This is a genomic window from Lysinibacillus sp. NPDC097287, from assembly GCF_044761695.1.
Lineage (GTDB): Bacteria > Bacillota > Bacilli > Bacillales_A > Planococcaceae > Lysinibacillus.
This window is the reverse complement of sequence record NZ_JBIWCX010000002.1, coordinates 172,415-194,988: the sequence shown is the minus strand read 5'-3', so window position 1 is coordinate 194,988 and position 22,574 is coordinate 172,415. Positions and strand designations below refer to the sequence as shown.

Below are 22,574 nucleotides of genomic sequence, written 5' to 3'. Positions count from 1 at the left end.
AATGTTACCCTCTATTCCTTAAATCGATTAAACGTTTTGCTTTTCCTTCAGTACGTTCTAGGGTTAGCGGCGTTAAAAGCTCTATCTTAAACTTAATCCCTAGCACACTGTAAAGTTTAGATTTAAGTCTTTCTATAGATGATGTATTTCTATATTCCTCGTCTACCTCTACACGAATAGTTAATATATCGTGATTGTTTACTCTTTCTACGATAATTTGATAATGGGGATTTGCAATTTCATTATCAAGTAACACACTTTCTATTTGAGATGGGAATACATTTACACCTTTAATGATGAGCATGTCGTCTGCTCTACCTGTTGGTTTCTTCATACGTATATAATGATTTCCGCATTTACATGGTTCTTCTATTAAACTTGTAATATCACCTGTTCGGTAACGTACAATTGGTAAAGCCTCTTTTTCGAGTGAAGTTAATACAAGCTCCCCTTCTTCTCCTAAAGGAAGTAGTTCACCTGTTTTTGGATCAATAATTTCTGCATAGAAACCGTCTTCATAGATGTGAAGACCATCTTGGTATTCACATTCTATAGCAACCCCACCGCCGATTGCTTCACTCATTCCATAAACATCGTAGGCTTTTATTTTTAAACTATCTTGTATTTTTTTTCGCATTTCCTCAGTCCACGGTTCTGCCCCAACAATCGCTTTTTCAAGTGATAAAGATTCAATAGGGATTTGTTCCTTTACTAAATAATCGTAAATGTGGAGTAAATAAGATGGTGTAGCTGCGATAACATTTGCCCCTAAATCTTTCATTAGTAACACTTGTTTTTCCGTATTGCCAGTTGATGCAGGAATTACAGTCGCCCCAAGTTTTTCAATCCCATGATGAAAACCTAATCCGCCTGTAAACATGCCATATCCATAAGCATTTTGAACGATACTATCTTTAGTGATTCCTAACTGCTTTAGTGAATCCGCTATTATAGTTGACCAATGTTCAATATCATTTTTCGTATATGCAACCATTGTTGGAAGTCCACTTGTCCCAGATGATGCATGGTATCTGACTACATCTTCTTTAGGAACAGCTAATAAACCAATGGGATAATTTTCTTTGAAGTGTTTCTTTTCAAGAAACGGAACTTTACTAAACGTTGTGAAATCTTCCAAACTATCTCGATTTAAGTTATGTAAACTATACATTTCTTTGTAAAAAGGCACATTTTCAAGGACTCTTTTGTACACTTTTTTTATTTTTTCTTGCTGCATTGTTACTAAATTATGTCGTTTAATCATGTGTATAAAATTCCCATCATAGTAAATTTCCGAGTGATAACTATTTAGCTCTCGAATGCTAATTCAACTTTTTTCTTTCGATCTTTCTTCTGAAATGTTTGATATTTTCCCTATCACATCTGGTAAAGATCACCATACTCTTATTCTTTAATTACCCTCACCTTCCACTATTAACTATCTATATATTACCATAATATTAATTGAGTGAAATACCTTTTTCTCATTTAAATGTGAACTTGTATGTGCTAGGATATTTAGCAACAATAACTGTCATCTCACTAAGATTAAATCCCATTATAAGTTATATTAATATTATTTTACCATTCACTGATTGTGTGTTTAACAAATCTTAAAACCATTTATTCGGTTCGCTACATCTGTTCTTCAACAATTAATAATGCATAATCAATTGTTATTTCTTTACCGCTTATTTTTTAGACAACAAAAAACCTCCTAACCTATAAAAGTTAGAAGGTAATAAGAAAGTGAATTATTATTTATTTTATTCTACATTCAATTCCATCGAGAATGGACTAGGTTATTTAGTTACGCCTAATACGTCGTTTTCTTCTAGGAATTTCGTATTGAATTTCGCAGATTTGAATACGTCGTTGTTCATTAGAGCTTCGTGGAAAGGAATAGTTGTATGAATTCCTGGTCCAGACACTTCAAACTCACCAAGCGCACGATTCATTTTTGCAATTGCTTCTTCACGCGTATCTGCATGAACGATTAGTTTTGCTACCATTGAATCGTAGTATGGAGGGATTGTATAGCCTGCATAAACAGCAGAGTCAATACGTACGCCGTAACCACCTGGAGTAATATAAGTATCTACAGTACCAGCAGAAGGCATGAAGTTTTTGTATGCGTTTTCTGCGTTAATACGGCATTCAATTGCCCAACCATTTAATTTAATATCATCTTGTGTGAATGGAAGTTTCTCACCAGATGCAATTTTTAATTGTTGTTGTACAAGATCGACACCAGAAATCATCTCTGTTACTGGATGCTCTACTTGGATACGCGTGTTCATCTCCATAAAGTAGAACTTGTCCTCTTGGTAATCATAGATGAACTCGATTGTACCAGCACCTTCATAGTTACATGCTTCTGCTGCTTTCACGGCAGCTGCGCCCATTTCAGCACGGCGTTCAGGAGATAGTGCAGGAGATGGAGCCTCCTCTACTAACTTCTGCATACGACGTTGAACTGTACAGTCACGTTCGCCTAAATGTACAACGTTACCATGACCATCCGCTAAAACTTGGATTTCACAGTGACGGAAGTACTCAATGAATTTTTCTAAATATACGCCTGGGTTACCGAATGCTGCAGCAGCCTCTTTTTGCGTAATTTCAATACCTTTAATAAGGTCTTCTTCTGTACGTGCTACACGAATCCCTTTACCGCCACCACCAGCAGTTGCTTTGATGATAACTGGGTAACCGATTTTTGCAGCCCACTCGCGACCAGTTTCGATATCCGGTACGATACCAGTACCTGGAACTAGAGGAACGCCCGCTGCTTCCATTGTTGTACGCGCAACGTCTTTAATCCCCATGATTTTAATAGAATCAGATGAAGGACCGATGAACTTAATGCCCGCATTTTCACATGCTTCAGCGAAATCTGCATTTTCAGATACAAAACCGTAACCTGGGTGGATTCCGTCTGCACCTGTTTTTTGCGCTACGCTAAGTAATGCTGGGAAGCTAAGGTAAGAATCTTTTGATAACTTAGGGCCGATACAATATGCTTCGTCCGCTAATTTTACGTGTAATGCTTCTGCGTCTGCTTCAGAGTATACGGCAACAGATTTGATGCCTAGCTCTTTACAAGCACGAACGATACGAACAGCGATTTCGCCGCGATTTGCTATTAATACTTTTTTCATGGGTGTATGCACTCCTTACTCAGCTTTTACAAGGAATAATGGTTGACCGTATTCTACTAACTCGCCGTCTTTTACAAGAACTTCAACGATTTCGCCTTTTACTTCTGCTTCGATTTCATTGAAAAGTTTCATAGCTTCTACGATACATACGATTGTTTCATCGCCCACTTTTCCGCCAACTTGAACGTAAGCTGGTGATTCAGGATTTGAAGCTGCATAGAAAGTACCAACCATAGGAGATACAATTTTATGTAACGATGGGTCGTTTTTAGCTGGAGCTGCTACTGCCGCTGGTTCTTCAGCTTTTACTGGTGCCGCTACAGGAGCTGCTTGTTGTACAACAGGTGCTACTACATCTTTTTTAGGTGCTACTGCTTCAGTCACAACTACACCGTTCTTTTTCAATTTAACTTTTGCGCCTTCTACTTCGTATACGAACTCGTCGATTGAAGAAGAATCTACTAATTTTATGATTTCACGAATTTCTTGAATTTTGAACATTTCTAACTCTCCTTATTAAATAAAATCTACTACAAGTACTATTCTATATTCTTTTTTGATAATTTGAAATAGTTAAATGAAAATTAAGTAAATATAAACAAAACAAAAGGCTTTCTTATACTAAACGAAAGCCTTTTCATTATACTGATATATAACAACAACTATCTTAATAAGCTGAATATTCTTATTTTAATTATTTTTTAATAACTGTTAGGCTTGAAATTTACTTCCACATTTTTTGCGCCTTCCATCTCTGTTCTTACTAAATAAACAATTTCATCAGCCTTGGCTGTCGATAACTCTTCTGCCATTACTGTTACAGTTACTTTTTCTCCCTCTGCTTTAACAAAGGCATCTGAATAACCTAGTGATTTTACTAACATTTCTAACATTGCTTCAGCTGATTCTTGTTTAATTAGGTTATCAATATCATTATATGCTTGGCTCTTTTCTTCGGCTGAAAATTCCTCAGAACCAATTTTTTGAGTTAATTGTTCACGCAGCTGGCTTCTTTCATCACTTACTTGCATGCGCATTTCTTCAAATAAGTGACTTGGTGATGAAACTTCTTGAGTCACACCTTCTTTTGCACCATCGTTATCTGTTACACCCGTGATCGCAGTTTCTTGTAATGTATCATCACTAAATATAGTTAAACCATCAAATTGTTTTGCTGGATCAACTAAATAATATACTGAAATAACAGCTACTAGACTTAATAATGTCATAAACCAAACCGTTCTTCTACGTACGCGCATCCATCTTCCTCCTTATTTTTCCATTGGAACAATAATAATCCTGTGCATTGGCAATTGCATTACTTGACTAACGACAGCACGAATTTCATTTTTCACAAAAATATCATCGGCACCCTGCGAGACAATGAGCATGCCAGTAACATCTTTTTGCGCGCCTTGGTCAGTACCTCTAAAATATTGACTGAATAAGTTATTTTCATCTATGTCAGACGTCATCTGTCCATAGTAAAAATAAATCTTAATCTCCCCAACACCTTGCATCGCTTTTAGCGTTTGTTCAAGCTTCTCCTCATTTGAATAGGAAACTTTCTTGTCATTTGAATTCGTTTGATTGGTTGGAAGCATGATGAAAATTCCTACGGAGGCGACAATCAACATTAAGACCATTAATGGTAGTGTTTTTTTGCGTGTCTTTTCCACATCACTTGTACATTGCCTCCCTTCATCCACTCTTTTTCAAGTGTATGTACGCTTGTTTCTTCCTATGAATTGATAAATGGAATCTTTAATAATAGTTGCAAAAAAATTAACGTAATCACTAGTTTTGTGAGAGAAATAATTTGTTTGTCATCCGTTAAAAATACGAATATCTGACAAATAATAAGCAACGCCAGTAAAAGTATCAATCTATTTCCCTCCAGCCATCACCTGTGCGAAAACGATAAGGAAAAAACAAGTGAACATAAATGAAAAAGCAATTAAAAATGAAACTGCACATAAGGTAAACAGAGATTTGCTAACATGATCGAGTAACCTGCAAATATCATCAAAGGCTATCGGCTCTAAAATAGCTGCTAATAGTTTTAATGAATATGCACTGACTATTAACTGAACTGTCGGTATAAAAGCAACCGTAACCACTGCAACAAACGCGGTGATGCTTGTAATTGAGGTCGAAAATTGAGACATATGCTGAAACATTGAAAAACTATCGACAATAAATGAACCAACAACCGGAATATTTTCTTCGATTAATTTTTTCACTGGCTCCGCAACTGCCCTATTGACACTAAAGGATGCTACCCCACCTGCAGACATTAAAATGATGTAACATATAACAGATGCCGACACGATGCTTAAAATCGTAAATCTTATGAACTCAGCAATTCTCGTAAAAGAAATATCTTTCACAATAACGCTACACACATCAAAAATAACTGCCAGTAAAATCCCCGGTATAAGCCACTTACTGCTAACAATCGTCAATACTTGTACAAAAAAGAGCATAAAAGGTTGCCAAGATGCTATCGCCATTATGCTACTTGATAGTAAAAAAGTGGATGTTAGTATTGGGTAAAATGCCATGAATATATGCGAAAGTCCTTTAGCAATTTCATCAATCAGACGAAATGAATCGACAACTATTGGTCCTATAGTTGCTATAACAATAATTAAAAATAATAGCCTTGTCCCTTTTTCAAATTCTGGTACTATCATATTTACAATGAGCATGATAATGACATAGCCACATAAAATAAGTGTCATCTTGAGCAAAAGAAAAAATGGGTCTGTTAAAAACGATAGTATTTGCGCCTGCAATGGCTTCGCTCCTTAGTTTAACCTTTGTAAAATAGACGACACCTCCTGCAATACTGCCATAAATTCCTTTATCCAATACAGCAATATAACGATTTTCACCGCATCTAAAACAATACCACCGAGCACTTTATAGCTATGCTCAACAAGCAAGAGAGATACCCACTGTCCCACATAAAAAAGACTGGCACTCACTAAAATCGCTTTTGCATACGGTAAGAACGCCAGCATTTCATGTAACTGCTTTACAAATGGCATCAGTAACGTGGAGAACAACAGACTAAACAAGAAAAACGTAAACATTACACTAATTAACGCATGGAGTGGCTGTATAACTTCTTTTATAAGCAATAATAAAAGCAGCATGACAACAGCTACGAGGACAATTTGCATCTACACTACCCGGATGAGGTCAACCACTGGAAGAAGGTTAATATTTCTTGGAAAAACAGCCGTAAAAACCGTAGTAGCTCTGCTGTCATATACAAATATGCAATGAAAAATAGAAAAAATGAAAATTCTTTCTTTCCTGTTTGATCAAAGAAAACATGAAGAAGCGCAACAACTAGTCCCACTCCAGCGACTCTCAACACGTCTTGTAATTCCATCATACGCCCCCTCGTGTACAGCAATATATGAAGTTGCGCACAAAAAAAGACCTCTATACAAAAGTATAGAGATCATTTCTTTGTTAATCGGTATAAGCAAAGTAACAACCTAAAAATACCCAATCCACTTCAACAGGGATTCATCACCATGAATGGGTGTTGATTTCCGTTCCGGCTGGGCGCTTTCCGGGGGGCGTCCGATGAGCCGCTTCACTCGCAAGCTCGCTCCAGGGTCTCATCTGGGACGCTAATCCCCCAGGAGTCACCCAGCCTCCACTCCAATCAACCAGCACACTACTATAAAGGAGTTCTTTAATAGAATGCCAACAACTTTAGATGAAATTCTGTATCTTTTATAGCAAGTAGCGAAAGCTGAAGCAGAAAGTAACTACCACTATATTAGACCGGCAATATTTGTTTGATAATTTGATCATTAAGAGTTTATATTAATCTCGCTACAATGTCTTTCACAGAACCAGGTTGTGCTAAATAACTAGTCTCACCCATCCAAAGAGATAAATATTCCTTATTCCCTTGCTTCATACTCTCTTTACGAATAGTAGTCGTTAAATGATTTTGAAGCGGATATGGTGCTACCACCGCTTCCTTCATACGTTCCGTAAAATCATTGATACGGCCACGTGCTGGCTTACCTGTAAAAGCACGTGTAATCGTTGTTTGCTGCGGTTTTGAATTCAGCACTTCTGCTTTGTAAGTTGCATTAATCTCACATTCATCCGCCACTAAGAAAGCTGTACCAATTTGCACTGCCAAAGCTCCGCTCGCTAGTGCCTCAGTGACATCTTCCTTGCTGATTATTCCACCCGCTGAAATCACAGGGATGTCTATTTCACCTACCACTTGTCGTAGTAGCTGATTACGTGTGTAAAGTGTCATCGGCTCCGTGAAAGAGCCACGATGCCCCCCAGCCTCACTCCCTTGCAACACAATCGCATCTAGACCAGCCGCTTCTACACGCTTAGCCTCTTCTAAGGTTGTAGCAGTGCCAATTAGATAAGTATTTTTTTCTTTAAGACGTTGTATTGTGCTCGCCGACGGAATACCAAATGTAAAAGAACAAATCGCTACATCTTCATCTATTACCGCTTGGACCTGTTCTTCAAATACATCTTTCGACATCACGCTTTGCACAGGTGAAAGCCCAAGCTCATCATAGAAGGGCTGCAGGGCCATACGCGCCTTTTGTAATACATCAATATCGATACGTGGCTCCTCTAGTACAAATAAATTCACCGCAAACGGTTTTGCGCTTAGCTTCTTAACCTCTTGAATAAACGTTTGTGTTTGCTTTCCGTCTAAATAACCAGCGCCGATAGCTCCTAGGATGCCTGCCTCTGCACAAGCTGCCACAAACTTCGGAGACGTTACCCCAGCCATTGGTGCCTGAATAATTGGATATTTCATTTCAAATTTATGTAACATATCTCTCACCTCTTCATTTAATTGTATACATTCCTCCTATTTCTGACCATCTATCGGAGGATACAATCTTATCTACTACTCTACTAAAATATAGACTATTTTCTACCCTAATGTCACAATTTTAAGAAAGTGAACCATCATATGTATAAAAACAGCATAAAAACCTACCCTTTTTCTAAAGGATAGGTTTTTATGATTAAAACATATTTGTATTACGCACGAGATACGTAAGAAGAATCTGTTGTATTGATAATTAAGATATCGCCTTGGTTGACGAAGAATGGTACTTGAACCGTAAGACCAGTTTGAAGTGTTGCAGGTTTCGTACCACCTGAAGCTGTATCACCTTTAATACCAGGTTCTGTTTCTGTTACTTCTAGCTCAACAGTGTTTGGTAACTCTACACCTAACATTTCACCTTGGTAAGATTGGATGTGTACTTCCATGTTCTCTTTAAGGAATTTTAGCTCATACTCGATTGCAGATGAAGCTAATTCTGTTTGATCATAAGATTCCATATCCATAAATACATGCTCGTCACCTTGTGCATATAAATATTGCATTTTGCGGTTGTCGATTTGTGCTTTTTCTACTTTTTCACCAGCGCGGAAAGTTTTTTCTTGTACGTTACCATTACGTAAGTTACGTAATTTCGAACGTACGAATGCAGCACCTTTACCTGGTTTTACGTGTTGGAATTCCATAACACGGTATAATTGGCCATCCACAATAATTGTTAGACCTGTACGGAAATCGTTTACTGAAATCATTTGTTTTCCTCCATTAATTACAAAATAATAAGTTCTTTAGTTGAATGCGTTAGTAGTTCATTTCCTGTTTCCGTGATTAGTATATCGTCCTCGATACGCACACCACCGATACCTGGTAAATAAACGCCTGGCTCAAGTGTTACAGTCATTCCCGGCTCAAGGACCGTTTCTGAGCGTAATGATAGACCAGGACCTTCATGTACTTCAAGGCCAATCCCATGTCCTAATGAGTGACCGAACGCCTCGCCATAACCTCTTGCTTTTAAGTAATCACGTGCAATCGCATCCGCCTCAATCCCTTTTAAACCAGGACCAACTTTTTCAACAGCTAAAAGCTGAGAAGCGAGTACAGCATTGTACATATCCACTAATTTTTCAGAAGGTTCACCTACTGCTACTGTACGTGTTATATCAGAAATATATCCATTATACAGTGCACCATAGTCAAGTGTGACAAAATCACCTTTTTCAATGATTTTGTTCGTCGCCACACCATGTGGTAATGCAGAGCGAAGACCTGACGCTACAATCGTATCAAATGAAGACTGTGTTGCCCCTTGTTTACGCATGAAAAATTCTAATTCATTCGAAACTTCAAGCTCAGTTCTACCCGGCTTGATATAGTTTAAAATATGTGTATATGCGTGATCAGCAATTTCACACGCAACCTTAATAATATTAATCTCTTGCTCCGTCTTAATCAAGCGAATTTTTTCAATTAGACCGGAAATCGGTATTAAATCTGCATGGATTACACTTTTGTAAAGTTCAAATGTGCCATAGCTTACAGTATCTTTCTCAAATCCCAACGATTTGATACCCATTTCTTTTACTTGTTTTGCGATTTCTTCAATTATTGTCGCTTCGTGCTTCACAATGCGAAAGTCTTTGATTTGTGCAGCAGCTTGCTCTGTATAACGAAAATCTGTAATAAAAACCGCATCATTTTGAGAAACAATGGCTACGCCTGCCGTTCCCGTAAAATCAGTCATATACCTACGATTATACTCATTCGTAATTAAAATACCATCGATGTTTTGATGTTGCAGTTCTGTACGTAGCTTTTGTAATTTTAGCAAATCAATTCCCCCTTTCGATGAACGTGCGGAGTGCGAGTTCATAACCTTTTGTGCCTAATCCACAAATTTGCCCGATACAAGCTGGTGCAAGATATGAATGATGACGGAATGCCTCACGTTTATGAATATTTGAGATGTGTACCTCAATAACTGGCACCGTTACCCCCGCAATCGCATCATGTAAAGCAATACTTGTATGGGTATATGCACCAGGGTTAAAAATGATACCATCATATTGTTCATCTTCTGCCTCGTGTACCCAATCTACTAAAATTCCTTCATGATTGGATTGACGAAACTCCACTGTAGCACCTAGCGTTTGTGCAAGATTTTGTACGTTATTTTTCACATCATCTAACGTTTCATAGCCGTATACTGCAGGCTCTCTTTTACCAAGTCTATTTAAGTTAGGTCCATTTAAACATAATAACTTCAAGCGCATTCGCCTCTTTCTATGTACTTGCACTTTATTTTATCATATCGAATGTCTGCGGCAACTAATTTCCTTTTTGAGCAGTGTGCTCTTTCATGTGAAAATTTGCTGTCTCCAATAAAAACCTTAATAAACAAACCACAACGACAATAAACGGAATCGATAATTTTTTAAAGGATTCCAGATGTAAAGGCAAATCAAGAACCACCCACTCAATCGTAATAGTGAACAGTAAACCTAATAAAAGAGATGTGAAAACAGCAGGAATGATATGGACAAATTGTAAAACAACATATAGAAGGAGCGCAAAAATAAATAATAGAAGCGTTAATGTGCTCCATTGAAACAACTTTGAACTTCCCTCAAAAAGTTCCCATTTTTTATAAAAACCAATTGGATTCCATTTAATTAAATGAAAGTAATGTAGTCCCTTTAAACAAATCGCTAAACTGATCGCACTTACTATCGCTGTAATACTGGCAACTTTCAATTTTTACTCCCCCTATTTGAGTTTCTTAGGCATGTTACCTAAGCGCAATGTAGTTTCGTCCGAATATAAAATGTGATACTCCCAACTACAAAATAATACAACTAGTGTAGCCACATAAAAAATTTACTATGCAATCCTCTAGAGGTTTTTCGCTAAATTTAGTACAATAATACAGGTAATAAATTAATAGTCTCCGGCGCTGCCACAAATTTTCAAATGCATAATCGTTTGAGCACGATTTAAAATTTAGGCAGAAATGTTATTGTACTAAATGCAATATGGCGGGTACAGTGACGCCAAGGCGAATTTGAAATAATTATAGAGAGTGGTGTCAGCTTTGAGCAATTCACCAGTATATGGGGGACAAGCACAATTAGAAGGTGTGATGTTCGGAGGAAAGGAACATACGATTACAGCCATTCGCCGTAACGATGATTCCATCGATTATTATCATTATAAAAAAGTTCAAAAACCTATCCTACAAAAGCTAAAGAAAATTCCTTTTGTTCGTGGCGTTGTAGCACTAATTGAATCTGCGGGTATCGGATCTCGACATATGCAGTTTTCAGGAGATCGCTATGATGTAACTCCTGGTGAGGAAGAAGAACATGTAGAGGAAGGCTCTAAGCTTCAAATGATATTAGGAGTCGCCCTTGTCGGTGTACTTTCATTTTTATTTGGTAAGTTTGCCTTCACGTTAATACCGGTCTTTTTAGCAGAGTTATTTTCAAAATGGGTAACTGGTAAAACTGGACAGATTTTACTAGAAAGTGGCTTTAAGCTTATTTTATTATTGACGTATTTATATTTAATCTCGTTAACACCAATTATTAAACGTGTATTCCAATACCACGGTGCAGAGCATAAAGTTATTAACTGCTATGAGTCTGGTTCTGAAGTTACAGTTAAGAATGTACAAGCCCAATCACGCTTACACTATCGTTGTGGTAGTAGTTTCATATTATTCACTGTAATAGTTGGAATGTTCGTATATTTCTTAGTACCAACTGATCCATTATGGTTACGTATCGTTAACCGTATTTTATTGATTCCTGTCGTACTTGGAATTTCATTTGAAGTACTACAAGCAACAAATGCTTGCCGTAACATTCCGGTATTGCGTTTCCTTGGCTATCCCGGTTTATGGCTACAATTATTAACTACACGCGAACCAAATGACGCGCAAGTCGAAGTCGCAATCAATTCTTTCAATAAATTGCGCGAAGTCGAAAAAAATCCAGAAATCGCTTTAGAATTAAATCACGATTAATTAAAACTGCTCGCAAACGCTGCGGGGCACTTAAAAAGTCCATAGAATAAATTTTAGCCATGGTGGAAACGATTAATCGTTTCCACCATGGCTTTTACTTCGATTCCGTTGATTTCCGTTCCGGCGGACGCTTTGCCGCTGACGCTTCGCTTTCGCGCAGAGCAAGAGCTTCCTGGGGGCGAACCTTGAGCCTCCTCGTCGCTAACGCTCCTGCGGGGTCTCAAGCTGTTCGCTAGTCCCCAAGGAGTCGCCGCCTACACTCCAATCAACTAGTTTTATCGTTTTTCTGAATTTTTCATTCTTTCGATTCACTCTACCCCTTTATAATGAAAGGACTAATTCAAGGTGGTGCTGTCCATGATTTCCAAACAGGCAATATTCATGCTAAGCCTTATATGGCACTTTACGATTTAATGAGAACATGCTTCTTCAAATCAAGGAATTCGTTGGTTTTTATTTTATTTTTGAGGAGTAAAAAACAAAAGATTATTTCAATAATGGACGTAATACGATTTCACCGATTTGGATGTTCAAATATTTATTACTAGTATCAATTTTTGATAACTCAGATGTAAACCTAGTGGAAGGTTCAAACTACGATATGTCGGTTAAATCTTTCTTAGATATGCACTGTTATCAATGCGAGTCCAAAAAGCCGTCTGTCAATTCGATGAAATAATGAAAGATAAGAGAAATACTAAAGAAAACCAGCACTTCTGTTCAAAATCGAACAAAAGTGCTGGTTTTCACCATTTGAAGAACATTACATTTTTCCGCAAGTTTTTTCACATTTTTTATTTTCCATTAAGTGCTTGGTCCATTTTCTCGAGCAACGAAACTTCATTCCTCGCTTTAATAAGCTTGCCGTTCACAATGACAAATAAACTTCGATCACAGATTCTGCAATTTGATGTGCATCCTTCTTCGATTAACTCAATGTCTTCGCGATTTAGAAGTTCATCGTAGATATTTTCTCCGTGTAAGGACATATTCGATACACATACCGTTACTGGCTGCAAGTCGCCAGCATCATGCATAATTGTGGTTTCTTGCGAAGTTTTATTAAAAAAAGAAAAAACCATTCCTTACTCCCCTTATAAATCTTTAATCTTCTGCTCTCTCTATATAACGCTCTGCATTTTTTGCAATCCTTTCAAGTAATGCAAAGGCTTGTTCTTGCTCTTCCTCTGTCAGATCACTTGTTAAAATCGCTTTCCATTGATCTAAAATAGTTCTCAGTTCATTTTCAAATTGACGTGCCCTTTCTGTCAAATAAAGCTTTTTCGCACGCTTGTCCATCATATCTACTTCTCGTCTTACATAGTCTTCTGCTTCCAACTTGGCAATAGCCCGTGCAGTCGTTCCTTTGTCCATCTTAAGAATTGAGGCTGCTTCATCTTGCGAAATTCCTTCCCGATAAAATAACACAAGTAAAAATTGATATTGCCCCGCACTAAGCTGATAGGGTTTTAGTTGCTCGTTCATGTAAATATTTCCATATCGATATAACATCGAGTTTAATTGCCCGATTGATGCTGGTAATTGGTTTGACATACCTTTAACTCCTTTCAAAAATAAGAATAAGATATTTTAGTTGCGTTTGCAACTAATTTCGTTTATTGTATTGATATTAACAAAAATAGTTGCAGACGCAACGAAAAGGACGGGTTTAATATGCAACAAACAATTCAATTAGAGCCAAAGAAGCGAACACTTATGCTTATCCTCTTAGTTCTTGGCTCCTTCACTTCGCTACTCAATCAAACATTACTGAATGTTGCTATCCCAAAATTCAGCGAGATTTTCAATATTGAACTTAGCACTGCTCAGTGGTTAGTTACAGGTTTTCTTTTAGTAAACGGGATTGTCATTCCAATGAGTGCCTACTTAATTGGTAAATTCACAACAAGACAACTATTCATTGGTGCACTGATTATCTTTGCGACAGGTACTTTTGTTAGTGCCTTTGCGACAGGTTTCTATATGCTACTGGCAGGGCGTTTAATCCAAGCTATAGCTGGAGGCGTAATGATGCCTTTAGTACACATTGTGATCTTCAGTCTATTTCCGCCAAATGAACGCGGCAAGGCAATGGGGATGATCGGTATCGCAATGACATTTGCCCCTGCCCTCGGACCAACATTATCAGGCTGGCTCCTACAGCATTATTCATGGCGTGCATTGTTTTACGTCGTTTTACCATTTACGTTATTAAATATCGTAGTCAGCTATTTCTTTTTAAGGAATGTAACAGAGACGACATCTCCTCGCTTTGATATTTTTGGTGTTTTAACATCTACTATCGGCTTTGGTTCATTACTATACGGTTTTTCTATGGCCGGAACACACGGATTTGGCTCCACAACCGTTTTAGTCACTATTGGTGTCGGGTTACTATTTATCGCACTCTTTATCTGGCGTCAATTAACAACTGCGCAACCAATGCTGAATCTTCGTGTATTTACGCAGAAGCAGTATTTATTCGCCACAATCATCGGTGCATTTATCGCATTAGCTATGTATAGCGTAGAGCTACTAACACCCGTGCTACTACAACAAGTAATGCAGAAGTCTACACTTCAAACAGGGCTTTTATTATTACCTGGAGCCATTATTATGGGTATTATGTCACCAATAGCTGGCTCTATACTCGACAAACGTGGTATCAGACCACTTGTTTTGGTAGGTTTAACGGTTGTTTTCATGACTGCTTTAGGCTATACACGAATTACATTAGAAACTAACGTGATTGTCATTTCGATTATCTATACATTATTCTTATTCGGCGTATCGATCATGATGATGACAATGACTACGTATGGCGTTAACCAATTGTCATTTGAACTTAGCCGACATGGCGCCGCGGTGACAAATACGACACGCATGCTGGCTGGTTCAATCGGAACAGCGCTACTAACAACTATTTTATCAACAGTAAGTGCACGCTCTTATGACAAGGTACAACATCTACCCGATGCAAACATGCAAGCTCAACTCTCCGGAATCCATGCAGCATTCGCTGTCATTATGATTGGTAGTATCATCATGCTATTCCTTGCAGTAAAATTAAAAAGAAACGTAAATCACAATTAACTACAAACAGCTTGTCTCTGCTGATTTCTCGGCAAAGACAAGCTGTTTTTTTATAACATTTATATTCAATTATCTTATATTACTTTTCAATACCTACATTATTAATAAATTTTAGCTTTCCAACCACTTCATCCTTCGATTAATAATTTCTTTTAGACCATGAAACGTCATCTTACTAAGGCTACTTTTTCTTTAGCAAGCGCATATTCCTTCTGTAAAGAAGCCACTATTTCTGCTATAGATTCTTTTTTATCAATATTCGTTACGCCATGCCCGGCAGACCAAATATCTCGCCATGCCTTGACATTCACTAGATGCGTTAAATCAATGTCCTCTCTCGGTTTTAACGTCGCAGGGTCTATTCCCTCCTTAATAAGTGAAGGAATTAGCACATTGACATGTACACCACTAAAGGAATCTGTATACAGGATATCATCGGTTGTACTTTCAATGACCATATCTTTGTAGGCTTCTGGTGCATTTCCTTCATCGCATGCAAGGAAGCGCGTCCCCATATACGCATAATCAGCGCCAATAATTTGCGCAGCTAGCACCTCTTCACCCGTTGAAATAGAACCAGACAAAATAATCGTTCCTTTAAAAAACTTTTTCACAGCGGATACAAAGCCAAATGGACTGAGTTGCCCACCGTGTCCACCTGCTCCAGCACAAACCAGAATAAGACCATCCACCCCTGTCGCTGCGGATTTCCTGGCATGCTTCACATTCGCAACATCTGCATATACTTTGCCACCATAGCTGTGCACGATTTCAATAACACGCTTTGGATTGCCAAGTGAGGTAATAACGATTGGTGGTTGATACGTTTCAATCAACTGTAAATCCTCCTCAAAGCGTGGGTTAGCTACCGGATGACAAATAAAATTCACTGCCCATGGCTCTGTTGGCAACGCCGCTTTGATTTCTATTAACCATTGGGCGCATGTTTCTACTGGCCTAGCGTTTAATAATGGAAATGAACCGATAAGACCTGCCTTGCTCGCTTCTATCACCATCGTTGGATTTGATACTAAAAACATCGGTGCAACGATAATAGGTAAATTAGACATCTTCCATCCCCCTTATACTTTAAATATTCTACTTTATTCCAATAATTCCTTCGAAAAAAAAAGTGTCTACCCGTCACATTTGACGAGATAGACACTTTTTGATTATTTTATAGTCCACATTTTAACTGTGCACCACAGTTTGTACATGTGTTACAGCCGCCCATTTCTTCGACTGTTCCTTTACGACATACAGGACATGTATTCCCTACATCTGAACCAATTACTGAAGTAGATGTAAGTGCTTGAATCGTATCAACTAATACGACTGGACGCTTTGTTTGTTCTTCCACTAAATCTTCGCCAAATGAAAGTTGATCCATATCATTTTCCTCAGCTTTTAGTGTTAACACTTGTGAATCACGGCTTCCGTCAACGTAAACCGTACCACCTTTAGCGCCACCTTTATAAAGACGCTCGTATACTTTTTCTACTTGTCCAACTGTGTAGCCTTTTGGTGCATTTACTGTTTTCGATATAGAAGAATCAATCCATTTTTGAATAATACATTGTACATCCGCATGCGCTTCAGGTTTTAACCCCATCGCTGTGACAAACCACTCTGGTAATTCGTCTGCATTTGCTTCTGGATGACGATCTAAATATTCTTGAACAATTTCCGCTTTCACTTCGATAAATTTACCTAAGCGACCTGAACGGTAATATGTGAATGAGAAGTAAGGCTCAAGCCCTGTAGCTACACCAACCATCGTTCCTGTAGAACCTGTTGGCGCTACTGTTAGAAGATGTGAGTTACGAATACCAGTTGCTAAAATTTGCTCTTTAACGTGTGCAGGCATATTTTGCATGAAGCCTGTTTCTGTAAATGCTTTACGTAGACGAGCTGTTTCTTCATCTGTTGCCCCTACTAAGAATGGGAAGCTTCCACGTTCTTTCGCAAGTTCAGTCGATGCCTCGTACGCTGTTTCGGCAATTGTCTTAAAGATTTCATCCACTAGTTCATTACCAGCTTCTGAGCCGTACTCTTTTTCACAATAAATAAGTAAGTCAGCTAAGCCCATGACACCTAAACCTACACGACGCTCACCAAGAGCTTGTACACGGTTTTCTTCTAAGAAGTAAGGCGTTGCGTCAATTACGTTATCTTGCATACGTACACCAACACGTACTGTCTCACGTAATGCTTCATAATCGACTGTTTGGTTTTCTTTAATCGCAAACTGTGCTAAGTTCACAGCTGCTAAGTTACACACAGAATATGGTGCAAGTGGTTGTTCCCCACATGGGTTTGTTGCTACTACTTGTTGCCCATAAGCTTTTGCGTTAGTCTTTTCGTTGGCATTATCGATGAAGAAGATACCTGGCTCTGCAGAGTATGTTGCACAAATGTTGATTAAATTCCACAATTCTTTTGCTTTAATCGTGCGGTATGTGCGTACTTTATAGCCCATCTTCTCCCACTCACGAACGTCACCAACTTTATGCCATTCGCTATTGTAAATAGCCATTTCTTCTTTTGTATAGTCTTCAACTGCTGGGAAACGAAGTTCGAAATCTTCGTCCTTTTCAACAGCTTCCATAAAGTCTTTAGTTAATGTAACAGAAATGTTTGCCCCAGTTAAAAACTCTGAGTTATGGACCGTGTAAGTACCACCGTCACGTAATTTATTTTCTGCTTCACGGATAATTGCCTCATCAAATCCACCGTAACCTGGAATTGATTTATAGTTCACAATTCCTTGATACATTGCTTCATCTTGCTGTGATAGAGGCTTAAAGTTTAATTTTTCTTTTGCTAATCGAATAATCGATTCGTCCGTCGTATTTTCGATTAAGTAACGTAAAATACGTGGATTTTGCATTTTTGAAATGATAAATTCCACAATATCTGGATGCCAGTCTGCTAGCATGATCATTTGTGCTCCACGTCTTGAACCACCTTGCTCAACAAGATGAGTCAGCTTAGCAATATCATCAAGCCACGATACAGAACCAGATGATTTACCGTTCACACCACGAGCTAGTGTGTTACGCGGGCGAAGTGTAGAACCGTTTGTCCCAACACCGCCACCTCGGCTCATAATTTCCATAACTTGTTTGCGGTGGTCACTAATGCCTTCGCGAGAATCCGCCACAAATGGCATAACGTAACAGTTGAAGAATGTTACATCTGTTTCAGAGCCCGCTCCGTAAATAACACGGCCAGCTGGAATGAATTTTAATGAAACTAATTGCTCATAAAATTTTTCAAACCATTCTTGACGTTTCTCAGCTGTTTTTTCTACAGAAGCAAGTCCTGTTGCATTTCGTTTAGCAATTTGCTCATAAAAAATTTCAAGAGGCTTCTCTAGCACTTCTATTGAGCGCGTAATCACACCCGTTTCTTGCTCTATCGGATCATCTAAAACGCTACGATAATCTTCATCAATCAAAATATCTGCTGTTTTCGCAGACATATCAATTTTTTGGATTGTCCCTAAACCACGTGCAGGGAATTTCGGATCTGCCTTCACCGTTAATACGACGAAATCACCAGCTTTTAGCGTTTTCTTTTCCGTATCTTTAAAAGAATAGCGATCAATCATGACAAGTCTCGATACACCTTTATGTGTGATGTGCATGTCTGGTGTTACCGGATGAACTTGTGGGAATTGTTCAATGTCCTTGTTTAATTGTTCAATTTGTTTGTTTACTTCGGGTTGATGATTAGCGATTACCATCATTTAGCCTCCCTTTTTCTATACCTTACAATAATAAATACACAATATCATGTGCGATTAAACACTACATATTGTGTATTACCTAATTTCAAAGATACTATATATAGTTTTTTAATTCAACTCTTGCAATTCGTGTCACTTTGTTAACTACTTGTCATGACACGGTTTGAACGCTGAAAAAAATTTTTAAAAACATCGATTTTTTTACTTTTTAAAGTTCCAATCATCATGGGCATATTTTTTTTCTTCGAGTGCTTGTACATATTTTAATTGCCCCTCAGAAAGTGTAAATGGTTTTAACTCAATTTGCAATGTTTTTGCAAAACCATCTCGGAATGCTTCTACACACTGTTCGATTGAAACCGGTTCCTTGACAAGACTATTAATGGATACTGCCTTGTCAGGTAGCTTCTTTCGCATCCGTTCCTTAGCCTCTTCACTATCAAAATTAAACACCGACAATAATTTTTCTTCGTCTAAATCAAGTAAGATTGCACCATGTTGTAAAATAACACCTTTTTGACGTGTTTGCGCACTACCCGCTATTTTTTTACCTTCAACGACAAGTTCATACCAGCTTGGTGCATCGAAGCACACTGCACTTTTTGGCTTTTTCAAGTCTGCCAGTTGTTCTTCCGTAGCTGGCACACTGAAATATGCATCCATCCCTAAGTTTTGAAAACCTTGTAAAATGCCCTCACTGAGTACACGATAAGCTTCTGTAACTGTCTCTGGCATATTTGGATAGCTTTCCGTTACAATGATGCTATAAGTGAGCTCATGTTCGTGTAAAACAGCTCTCCCTCCTGTTGGACGACGTACAAAACCAAGCCCTTGCGCCCGAACTGCCTCTATGTTAATATCTTTTTCGGCCCGTTGAAAATATCCAATGGATACTGTTGCTGGCTCCCATTCATAAAAACGAATGACTGGAGGAATCAGCCCTTCACTATGCCAATCCAGCAGTGCCTCATCTAAGGCCATATTGAAAGAAGGACTACATTTCCCTGAATTTAGAAAATACCATGTTGTCATTTCGTCAGCTCCTACACTTATATGTGTCATTTCAAACCATAATGTAGTTAATTTTATCAAACTCATTGGACTATCGCCACCGCATCTTTTATAATAGTTAAGAAGATAGAAAGGGGTAAGAACATCTTGCAAATACTTATTACAATTGGTGTTATTTTACTGGTTTTGATAGCATATATCGGCATTAATGCGATGCGTCTAAAAAAAGCCGTAACCAATTTAACACAAGAACAGTTTATTGAAGGTTATCGCAAAGCACAATTAATCGATGTGCGCGAACAAAAGGAATTCGACGCTGGTCACATCCTTGGAGCTCGTAATATTCCTTCTACTACACTACGTCAACGCCATAAAGAAATCCGCCCAGATTTACCAGTATATTTATACTGTCAAAATACAGGCCGTAGCGCTCGTGCTGCATTATTTCTAAAAAAACGTGGCTACAACCAAATTTATCAGCTTGACGGTGGATTCCGCACTTGGACTGGTAAAGTAAAAACAAAAAAATAACATAAAAAGAGCTAGCATCTACATTAGATGCTAGCTCTTCTTATAAAAAAACATGAGTTTCTACTATATAAATGTCATTGTCTAATAATTAGCTCATTAATTTTTTTAAAATAAAAATTTATCATGTGTTTGACAAAAACTATATAACAGCGGGGTACAATTTAATACCTTCCATCAAACGTGAATCAATCTTCATATAAAACCACTTTTACTATTAATCTCCGACTTGACCTTTGCAGTATCTTCGAAAGCTTTTTTAGCTATTTCCATCAAGCGTATAGGAAAATCAATAAATAATGAAAAAAATTAAGTCTAATTTCGCTCATTATCGTAAAGATGTAATATGTAATCACTTTATTTTTCTTTTTTCAAAATATAGACAATAATTGCATCTTGAATTACATAGAGATCACTGTTAGGATAAATAGTATCTTACTATAATACAAATTCGTGTTGATATGATTAAAATCAACTAAAATAAGCAATGAATGCTATGGATAAAACTATAGCAGGAGCAATTTCTGGAGAGAGCGCATAACGCGTCGCCGAAGGGTTCACTATCTCAGGCAAAAGGACAGAGGAGTAATAAAAACAAACTTTCATTACAAAAAGAAAGTTGTACCAATCGAATGTTTTCCAATAAATATTTTTTAGTAAAACTAATATTTATGATATGCATATGGTATTTGTTATTCTGACGTTTAAGAGACTAGTGTAGCTACTAGTCTCTTTTTTTATTTGTTGCTTATGTTAATTTCAATGCTTACATCATCTTGGAGGGGTCATCTTGGAGCAACAACAGTTAAAACGTGAATTAAAAAATCGCCATGTTCAATTAATAGCCATCGGTGGTACGATCGGTACAGGCTTATTTCTAGGCTCAGGGAAAGCAATTGCTTTAGCAGGACCTTCCATCATCCTAGCCTACCTAATCGTCGGCATGGCGCTATTTTTCGTCATGCGCGCACTAGGCGAATTGTTATTATCGAATGCTGGCTACACATCATTCACTGATTTTGCAACAGAATATATTGGACCGTGGGCAGGTTATGTCACGGGTTGGACCTACTGGTTCTGTTGGATCATGACTGCCATGGCTGATATTATTGCTGTTGGTGTCTATACAAATTATTGGTTTGATATACCACAATGGGTACCAGCGATTGGCTGCTTAGTATTATTATTAATGCTAAATTTATTAACGGTAAAACTATTTGGCGAACTTGAATTTTGGTTTGCACTTATAAAAATTATTACGATTGTTGCACTGATTATCATTGGTGTATTTATGCTTGTTACAGGGTTCCAAACAAGCTCAGGTACTGTGTCAGTCGGAAATCTATCGGCACATGGAGGATTGTTCCCGAACGGTGTCACTGGCTTTTTAATGGCCTTCCAAATGGTAGTCTTTGCCTTTGTCGGTGTGGAATTAGTCGGCGTTACTGCTGCTGAAACAGCAAATCCACAAAAAAATATCCCATCTGCCATTAATAAAATCCCACTACGTATTTTACTATTTTACGTAGGCGCATTATTCGTTATTTTATGCATCAACCCTTGGAATGAAATGTCCGCTGAAAGCAGTCCGTTTGTACAGGTATTTACGTTAGCAGGAATCCCAATCGCAGCCGGCATCATTAACTTTGTCGTACTGACATCGGCCGCTTCGGCAGGGAACAGTGGATTATTCTCAACAAGCCGTATGCTATATAGTCTAGGAAGCAATAACCAAGCTTCCCCATCATTTGCTAAATTAAATAAAAACAACGTACCGCGTAACGCCCTGATCGTGTCATCAATTGTCGTGTCAGTCGGTGCATTATTAAGTAAGTTGATGCCTGAGAATGCATTTAGTGTGGTAACAACGATAAGTGCTATCTGCTTCATATGGGTTTGGAGCATTATCCTAATCTCACATATCATTTACAAACGTAGAAACCGTGCATTACATGAAGCATCTATTTTTAAAGCACCACTAACACCATTCATTAACTATGTAGTATTAGGCTTCTTTGTATTTTTATTAATCATTATGTTCTTTTCTGAGGCAACACGTACAGCACTACTACTAACGCCTGTATGGTTTATCATGCTGTTTGTTATTTATAAAGTGAAAAGTAAGAACTAAAAAAACTGTAG

23 protein-coding genes, 1 pseudogene and 1 riboswitch are annotated in these 22,574 nt (G+C 37.9%); of the genes and pseudogenes, 5 read left to right on the top strand and 19 right to left on the bottom strand.

Going from position 1 to position 22,574, the window contains the following annotated elements:
* Positions 1 to 4: 4 nt before the first annotated feature.
* The 14 genes from ACIQ2D_RS04030 to ACIQ2D_RS03965 all read right to left on the bottom strand — a co-directional run bounded on the left by ACIQ2D_RS04030 (position 5) and on the right by ACIQ2D_RS03965 (position 10,779).
* Positions 5 to 1,264, bottom strand: a complete 1,260-nt coding sequence (locus tag ACIQ2D_RS04030; RefSeq protein WP_402859765.1) for a phenylacetate--CoA ligase family protein — start codon at positions 1,262 to 1,264, stop codon at positions 5 to 7.
* A gap of 538 nt (positions 1,265 to 1,802) precedes the next feature.
* Positions 1,803 to 3,161, bottom strand: a complete 1,359-nt coding sequence (gene accC, locus ACIQ2D_RS04025; RefSeq protein WP_402859762.1) for an acetyl-CoA carboxylase biotin carboxylase subunit — start codon at positions 3,159 to 3,161, stop codon at positions 1,803 to 1,805.
* Positions 3,162 to 3,176: 15 nt separating this feature from the next.
* A complete protein-coding gene (accB, locus tag ACIQ2D_RS04020; RefSeq protein WP_402859759.1) occupies positions 3,177 to 3,662 on the bottom strand; it encodes an acetyl-CoA carboxylase biotin carboxyl carrier protein in 486 nt (161 codons plus the stop codon).
* Between the two features lie 200 nt (positions 3,663 to 3,862).
* Positions 3,863 to 4,420, bottom strand: coding sequence for a SpoIIIAH-like family protein (locus ACIQ2D_RS04015; RefSeq protein WP_402859757.1), 558 nt, complete (start codon positions 4,418 to 4,420; stop codon positions 3,863 to 3,865).
* Positions 4,421 to 4,432: 12 nt separating this feature from the next.
* Positions 4,433 to 4,765, bottom strand: coding sequence for a hypothetical protein (locus ACIQ2D_RS04010; protein WP_402859754.1), 333 nt, complete (start codon positions 4,763 to 4,765; stop codon positions 4,433 to 4,435).
* 137 nt (positions 4,766 to 4,902) lie between these two features.
* Positions 4,903 to 5,046, bottom strand: coding sequence for a hypothetical protein (locus ACIQ2D_RS04005; protein ID WP_402859751.1), 144 nt, complete (start codon positions 5,044 to 5,046; stop codon positions 4,903 to 4,905).
* A 1-nt stretch (position 5,047) separates the two neighbouring features.
* The gene (locus ACIQ2D_RS04000) at positions 5,048 to 5,959 is read right to left on the bottom strand and encodes a stage III sporulation protein AE (RefSeq protein WP_402859748.1); all 912 of its coding nucleotides are present in this window, start codon (positions 5,957 to 5,959) and stop codon (positions 5,048 to 5,050) included.
* Between the two features lie 12 nt (positions 5,960 to 5,971).
* Positions 5,972 to 6,349 (bottom strand): hypothetical protein, encoded by a 378-nt coding sequence (locus ACIQ2D_RS03995; RefSeq protein WP_402859745.1) that lies wholly within the window; start codon positions 6,347 to 6,349, stop codon positions 5,972 to 5,974.
* Positions 6,350 to 6,354: 5 nt separating this feature from the next.
* A complete protein-coding gene (locus ACIQ2D_RS03990; RefSeq protein ID WP_402859742.1) occupies positions 6,355 to 6,564 on the bottom strand; it encodes a stage III sporulation protein AC in 210 nt (69 codons plus the stop codon).
* A 441-nt stretch (positions 6,565 to 7,005) separates the two neighbouring features.
* Complete coding sequence (locus ACIQ2D_RS03985) at positions 7,006 to 8,007, bottom strand: NAD(P)H-dependent flavin oxidoreductase (protein ID WP_402859739.1); 1,002 nt, start codon at positions 8,005 to 8,007, stop codon at positions 7,006 to 7,008.
* Between the two features lie 212 nt (positions 8,008 to 8,219).
* Positions 8,220 to 8,777 (bottom strand): elongation factor P, encoded by a 558-nt coding sequence (gene efp, locus ACIQ2D_RS03980; RefSeq protein ID WP_402859736.1) that lies wholly within the window; start codon positions 8,775 to 8,777, stop codon positions 8,220 to 8,222.
* A 17-nt stretch (positions 8,778 to 8,794) separates the two neighbouring features.
* Positions 8,795 to 9,856: a M24 family metallopeptidase gene (locus ACIQ2D_RS03975; RefSeq protein WP_402859732.1), complete on the bottom strand. Its 1,062-nt coding sequence runs from the start codon at positions 9,854 to 9,856 to the stop codon at positions 8,795 to 8,797.
* Position 9,857: 1 nt separating this feature from the next.
* A complete protein-coding gene (gene aroQ / locus ACIQ2D_RS03970; protein ID WP_402859729.1) occupies positions 9,858 to 10,292 on the bottom strand; it encodes a type II 3-dehydroquinate dehydratase in 435 nt (144 codons plus the stop codon).
* A 61-nt stretch (positions 10,293 to 10,353) separates the two neighbouring features.
* Entirely contained in the window at positions 10,354 to 10,779 is a 426-nt protein-coding gene (locus ACIQ2D_RS03965; protein WP_402859727.1) for a hypothetical protein, read from the bottom strand.
* A 337-nt stretch (positions 10,780 to 11,116) separates the two neighbouring features.
* Here ACIQ2D_RS03965 and ACIQ2D_RS03960 point away from each other — a divergent pair, with 337 nt between their 5' ends.
* Entirely contained in the window at positions 11,117 to 12,049 is a 933-nt protein-coding gene (locus tag ACIQ2D_RS03960; protein ID WP_402859724.1) for a DUF1385 domain-containing protein, read from the top strand.
* A gap of 496 nt (positions 12,050 to 12,545) precedes the next feature.
* Positions 12,546 to 12,728 (top strand): annotated as a pseudogene (locus tag ACIQ2D_RS03955) (transposase); the annotation flags it as partial.
* A 115-nt stretch (positions 12,729 to 12,843) separates the two neighbouring features.
* Here the strand turns inward: ACIQ2D_RS03955 and ACIQ2D_RS03950 are convergent.
* Both ACIQ2D_RS03950 and ACIQ2D_RS03945 read right to left on the bottom strand, forming a co-directional pair.
* Positions 12,844 to 13,131, bottom strand: a complete 288-nt coding sequence (locus ACIQ2D_RS03950; RefSeq protein WP_402859721.1) for a DUF1450 domain-containing protein — start codon at positions 13,129 to 13,131, stop codon at positions 12,844 to 12,846.
* A 22-nt stretch (positions 13,132 to 13,153) separates the two neighbouring features.
* Positions 13,154 to 13,603: a MarR family winged helix-turn-helix transcriptional regulator gene (locus ACIQ2D_RS03945; protein ID WP_402859718.1), complete on the bottom strand. Its 450-nt coding sequence runs from the start codon at positions 13,601 to 13,603 to the stop codon at positions 13,154 to 13,156.
* Positions 13,604 to 13,723: 120 nt separating this feature from the next.
* Between ACIQ2D_RS03945 and ACIQ2D_RS03940 the strand changes: the two genes are divergently transcribed.
* Positions 13,724 to 15,142, top strand: coding sequence for a DHA2 family efflux MFS transporter permease subunit (locus ACIQ2D_RS03940; RefSeq protein ID WP_402859715.1), 1,419 nt, complete (start codon positions 13,724 to 13,726; stop codon positions 15,140 to 15,142).
* A gap of 167 nt (positions 15,143 to 15,309) precedes the next feature.
* Here the strand turns inward: ACIQ2D_RS03940 and ACIQ2D_RS03935 are convergent, their stop codons facing one another.
* The 3 genes from ACIQ2D_RS03935 to ACIQ2D_RS03925 form a co-directional block, all read right to left on the bottom strand.
* Positions 15,310 to 16,212, bottom strand: a complete 903-nt coding sequence (locus tag ACIQ2D_RS03935; RefSeq protein WP_402859712.1) for an NAD(P)H-dependent flavin oxidoreductase — start codon at positions 16,210 to 16,212, stop codon at positions 15,310 to 15,312.
* 107 nt (positions 16,213 to 16,319) lie between these two features.
* Positions 16,320 to 18,890: a vitamin B12-dependent ribonucleotide reductase gene (locus tag ACIQ2D_RS03930; protein ID WP_402859709.1), complete on the bottom strand. Its 2,571-nt coding sequence runs from the start codon at positions 18,888 to 18,890 to the stop codon at positions 16,320 to 16,322.
* Between the two features lie 204 nt (positions 18,891 to 19,094).
* Complete coding sequence (locus tag ACIQ2D_RS03925) at positions 19,095 to 19,925, bottom strand: lipoate--protein ligase family protein (protein ID WP_402859706.1); 831 nt, start codon at positions 19,923 to 19,925, stop codon at positions 19,095 to 19,097.
* A 126-nt stretch (positions 19,926 to 20,051) separates the two neighbouring features.
* On the opposite strand from ACIQ2D_RS03925, the gene ACIQ2D_RS03920 reads away from it, so the two are divergent.
* Together ACIQ2D_RS03920 and ACIQ2D_RS03915 are read left to right on the top strand one after the other, a co-directional pair.
* Positions 20,052 to 20,435: a rhodanese-like domain-containing protein gene (locus ACIQ2D_RS03920; protein WP_402859703.1), complete on the top strand. Its 384-nt coding sequence runs from the start codon at positions 20,052 to 20,054 to the stop codon at positions 20,433 to 20,435.
* Positions 20,436 to 20,946: 511 nt separating this feature from the next.
* Positions 20,947 to 21,023, top strand: a riboswitch (glycine riboswitch).
* A gap of 199 nt (positions 21,024 to 21,222) precedes the next feature.
* Entirely contained in the window at positions 21,223 to 22,563 is a 1,341-nt protein-coding gene (locus tag ACIQ2D_RS03915; protein ID WP_402859700.1) for an amino acid permease, read from the top strand.
* The last annotated feature ends 11 nt before the right edge of the window (positions 22,564 to 22,574 follow it).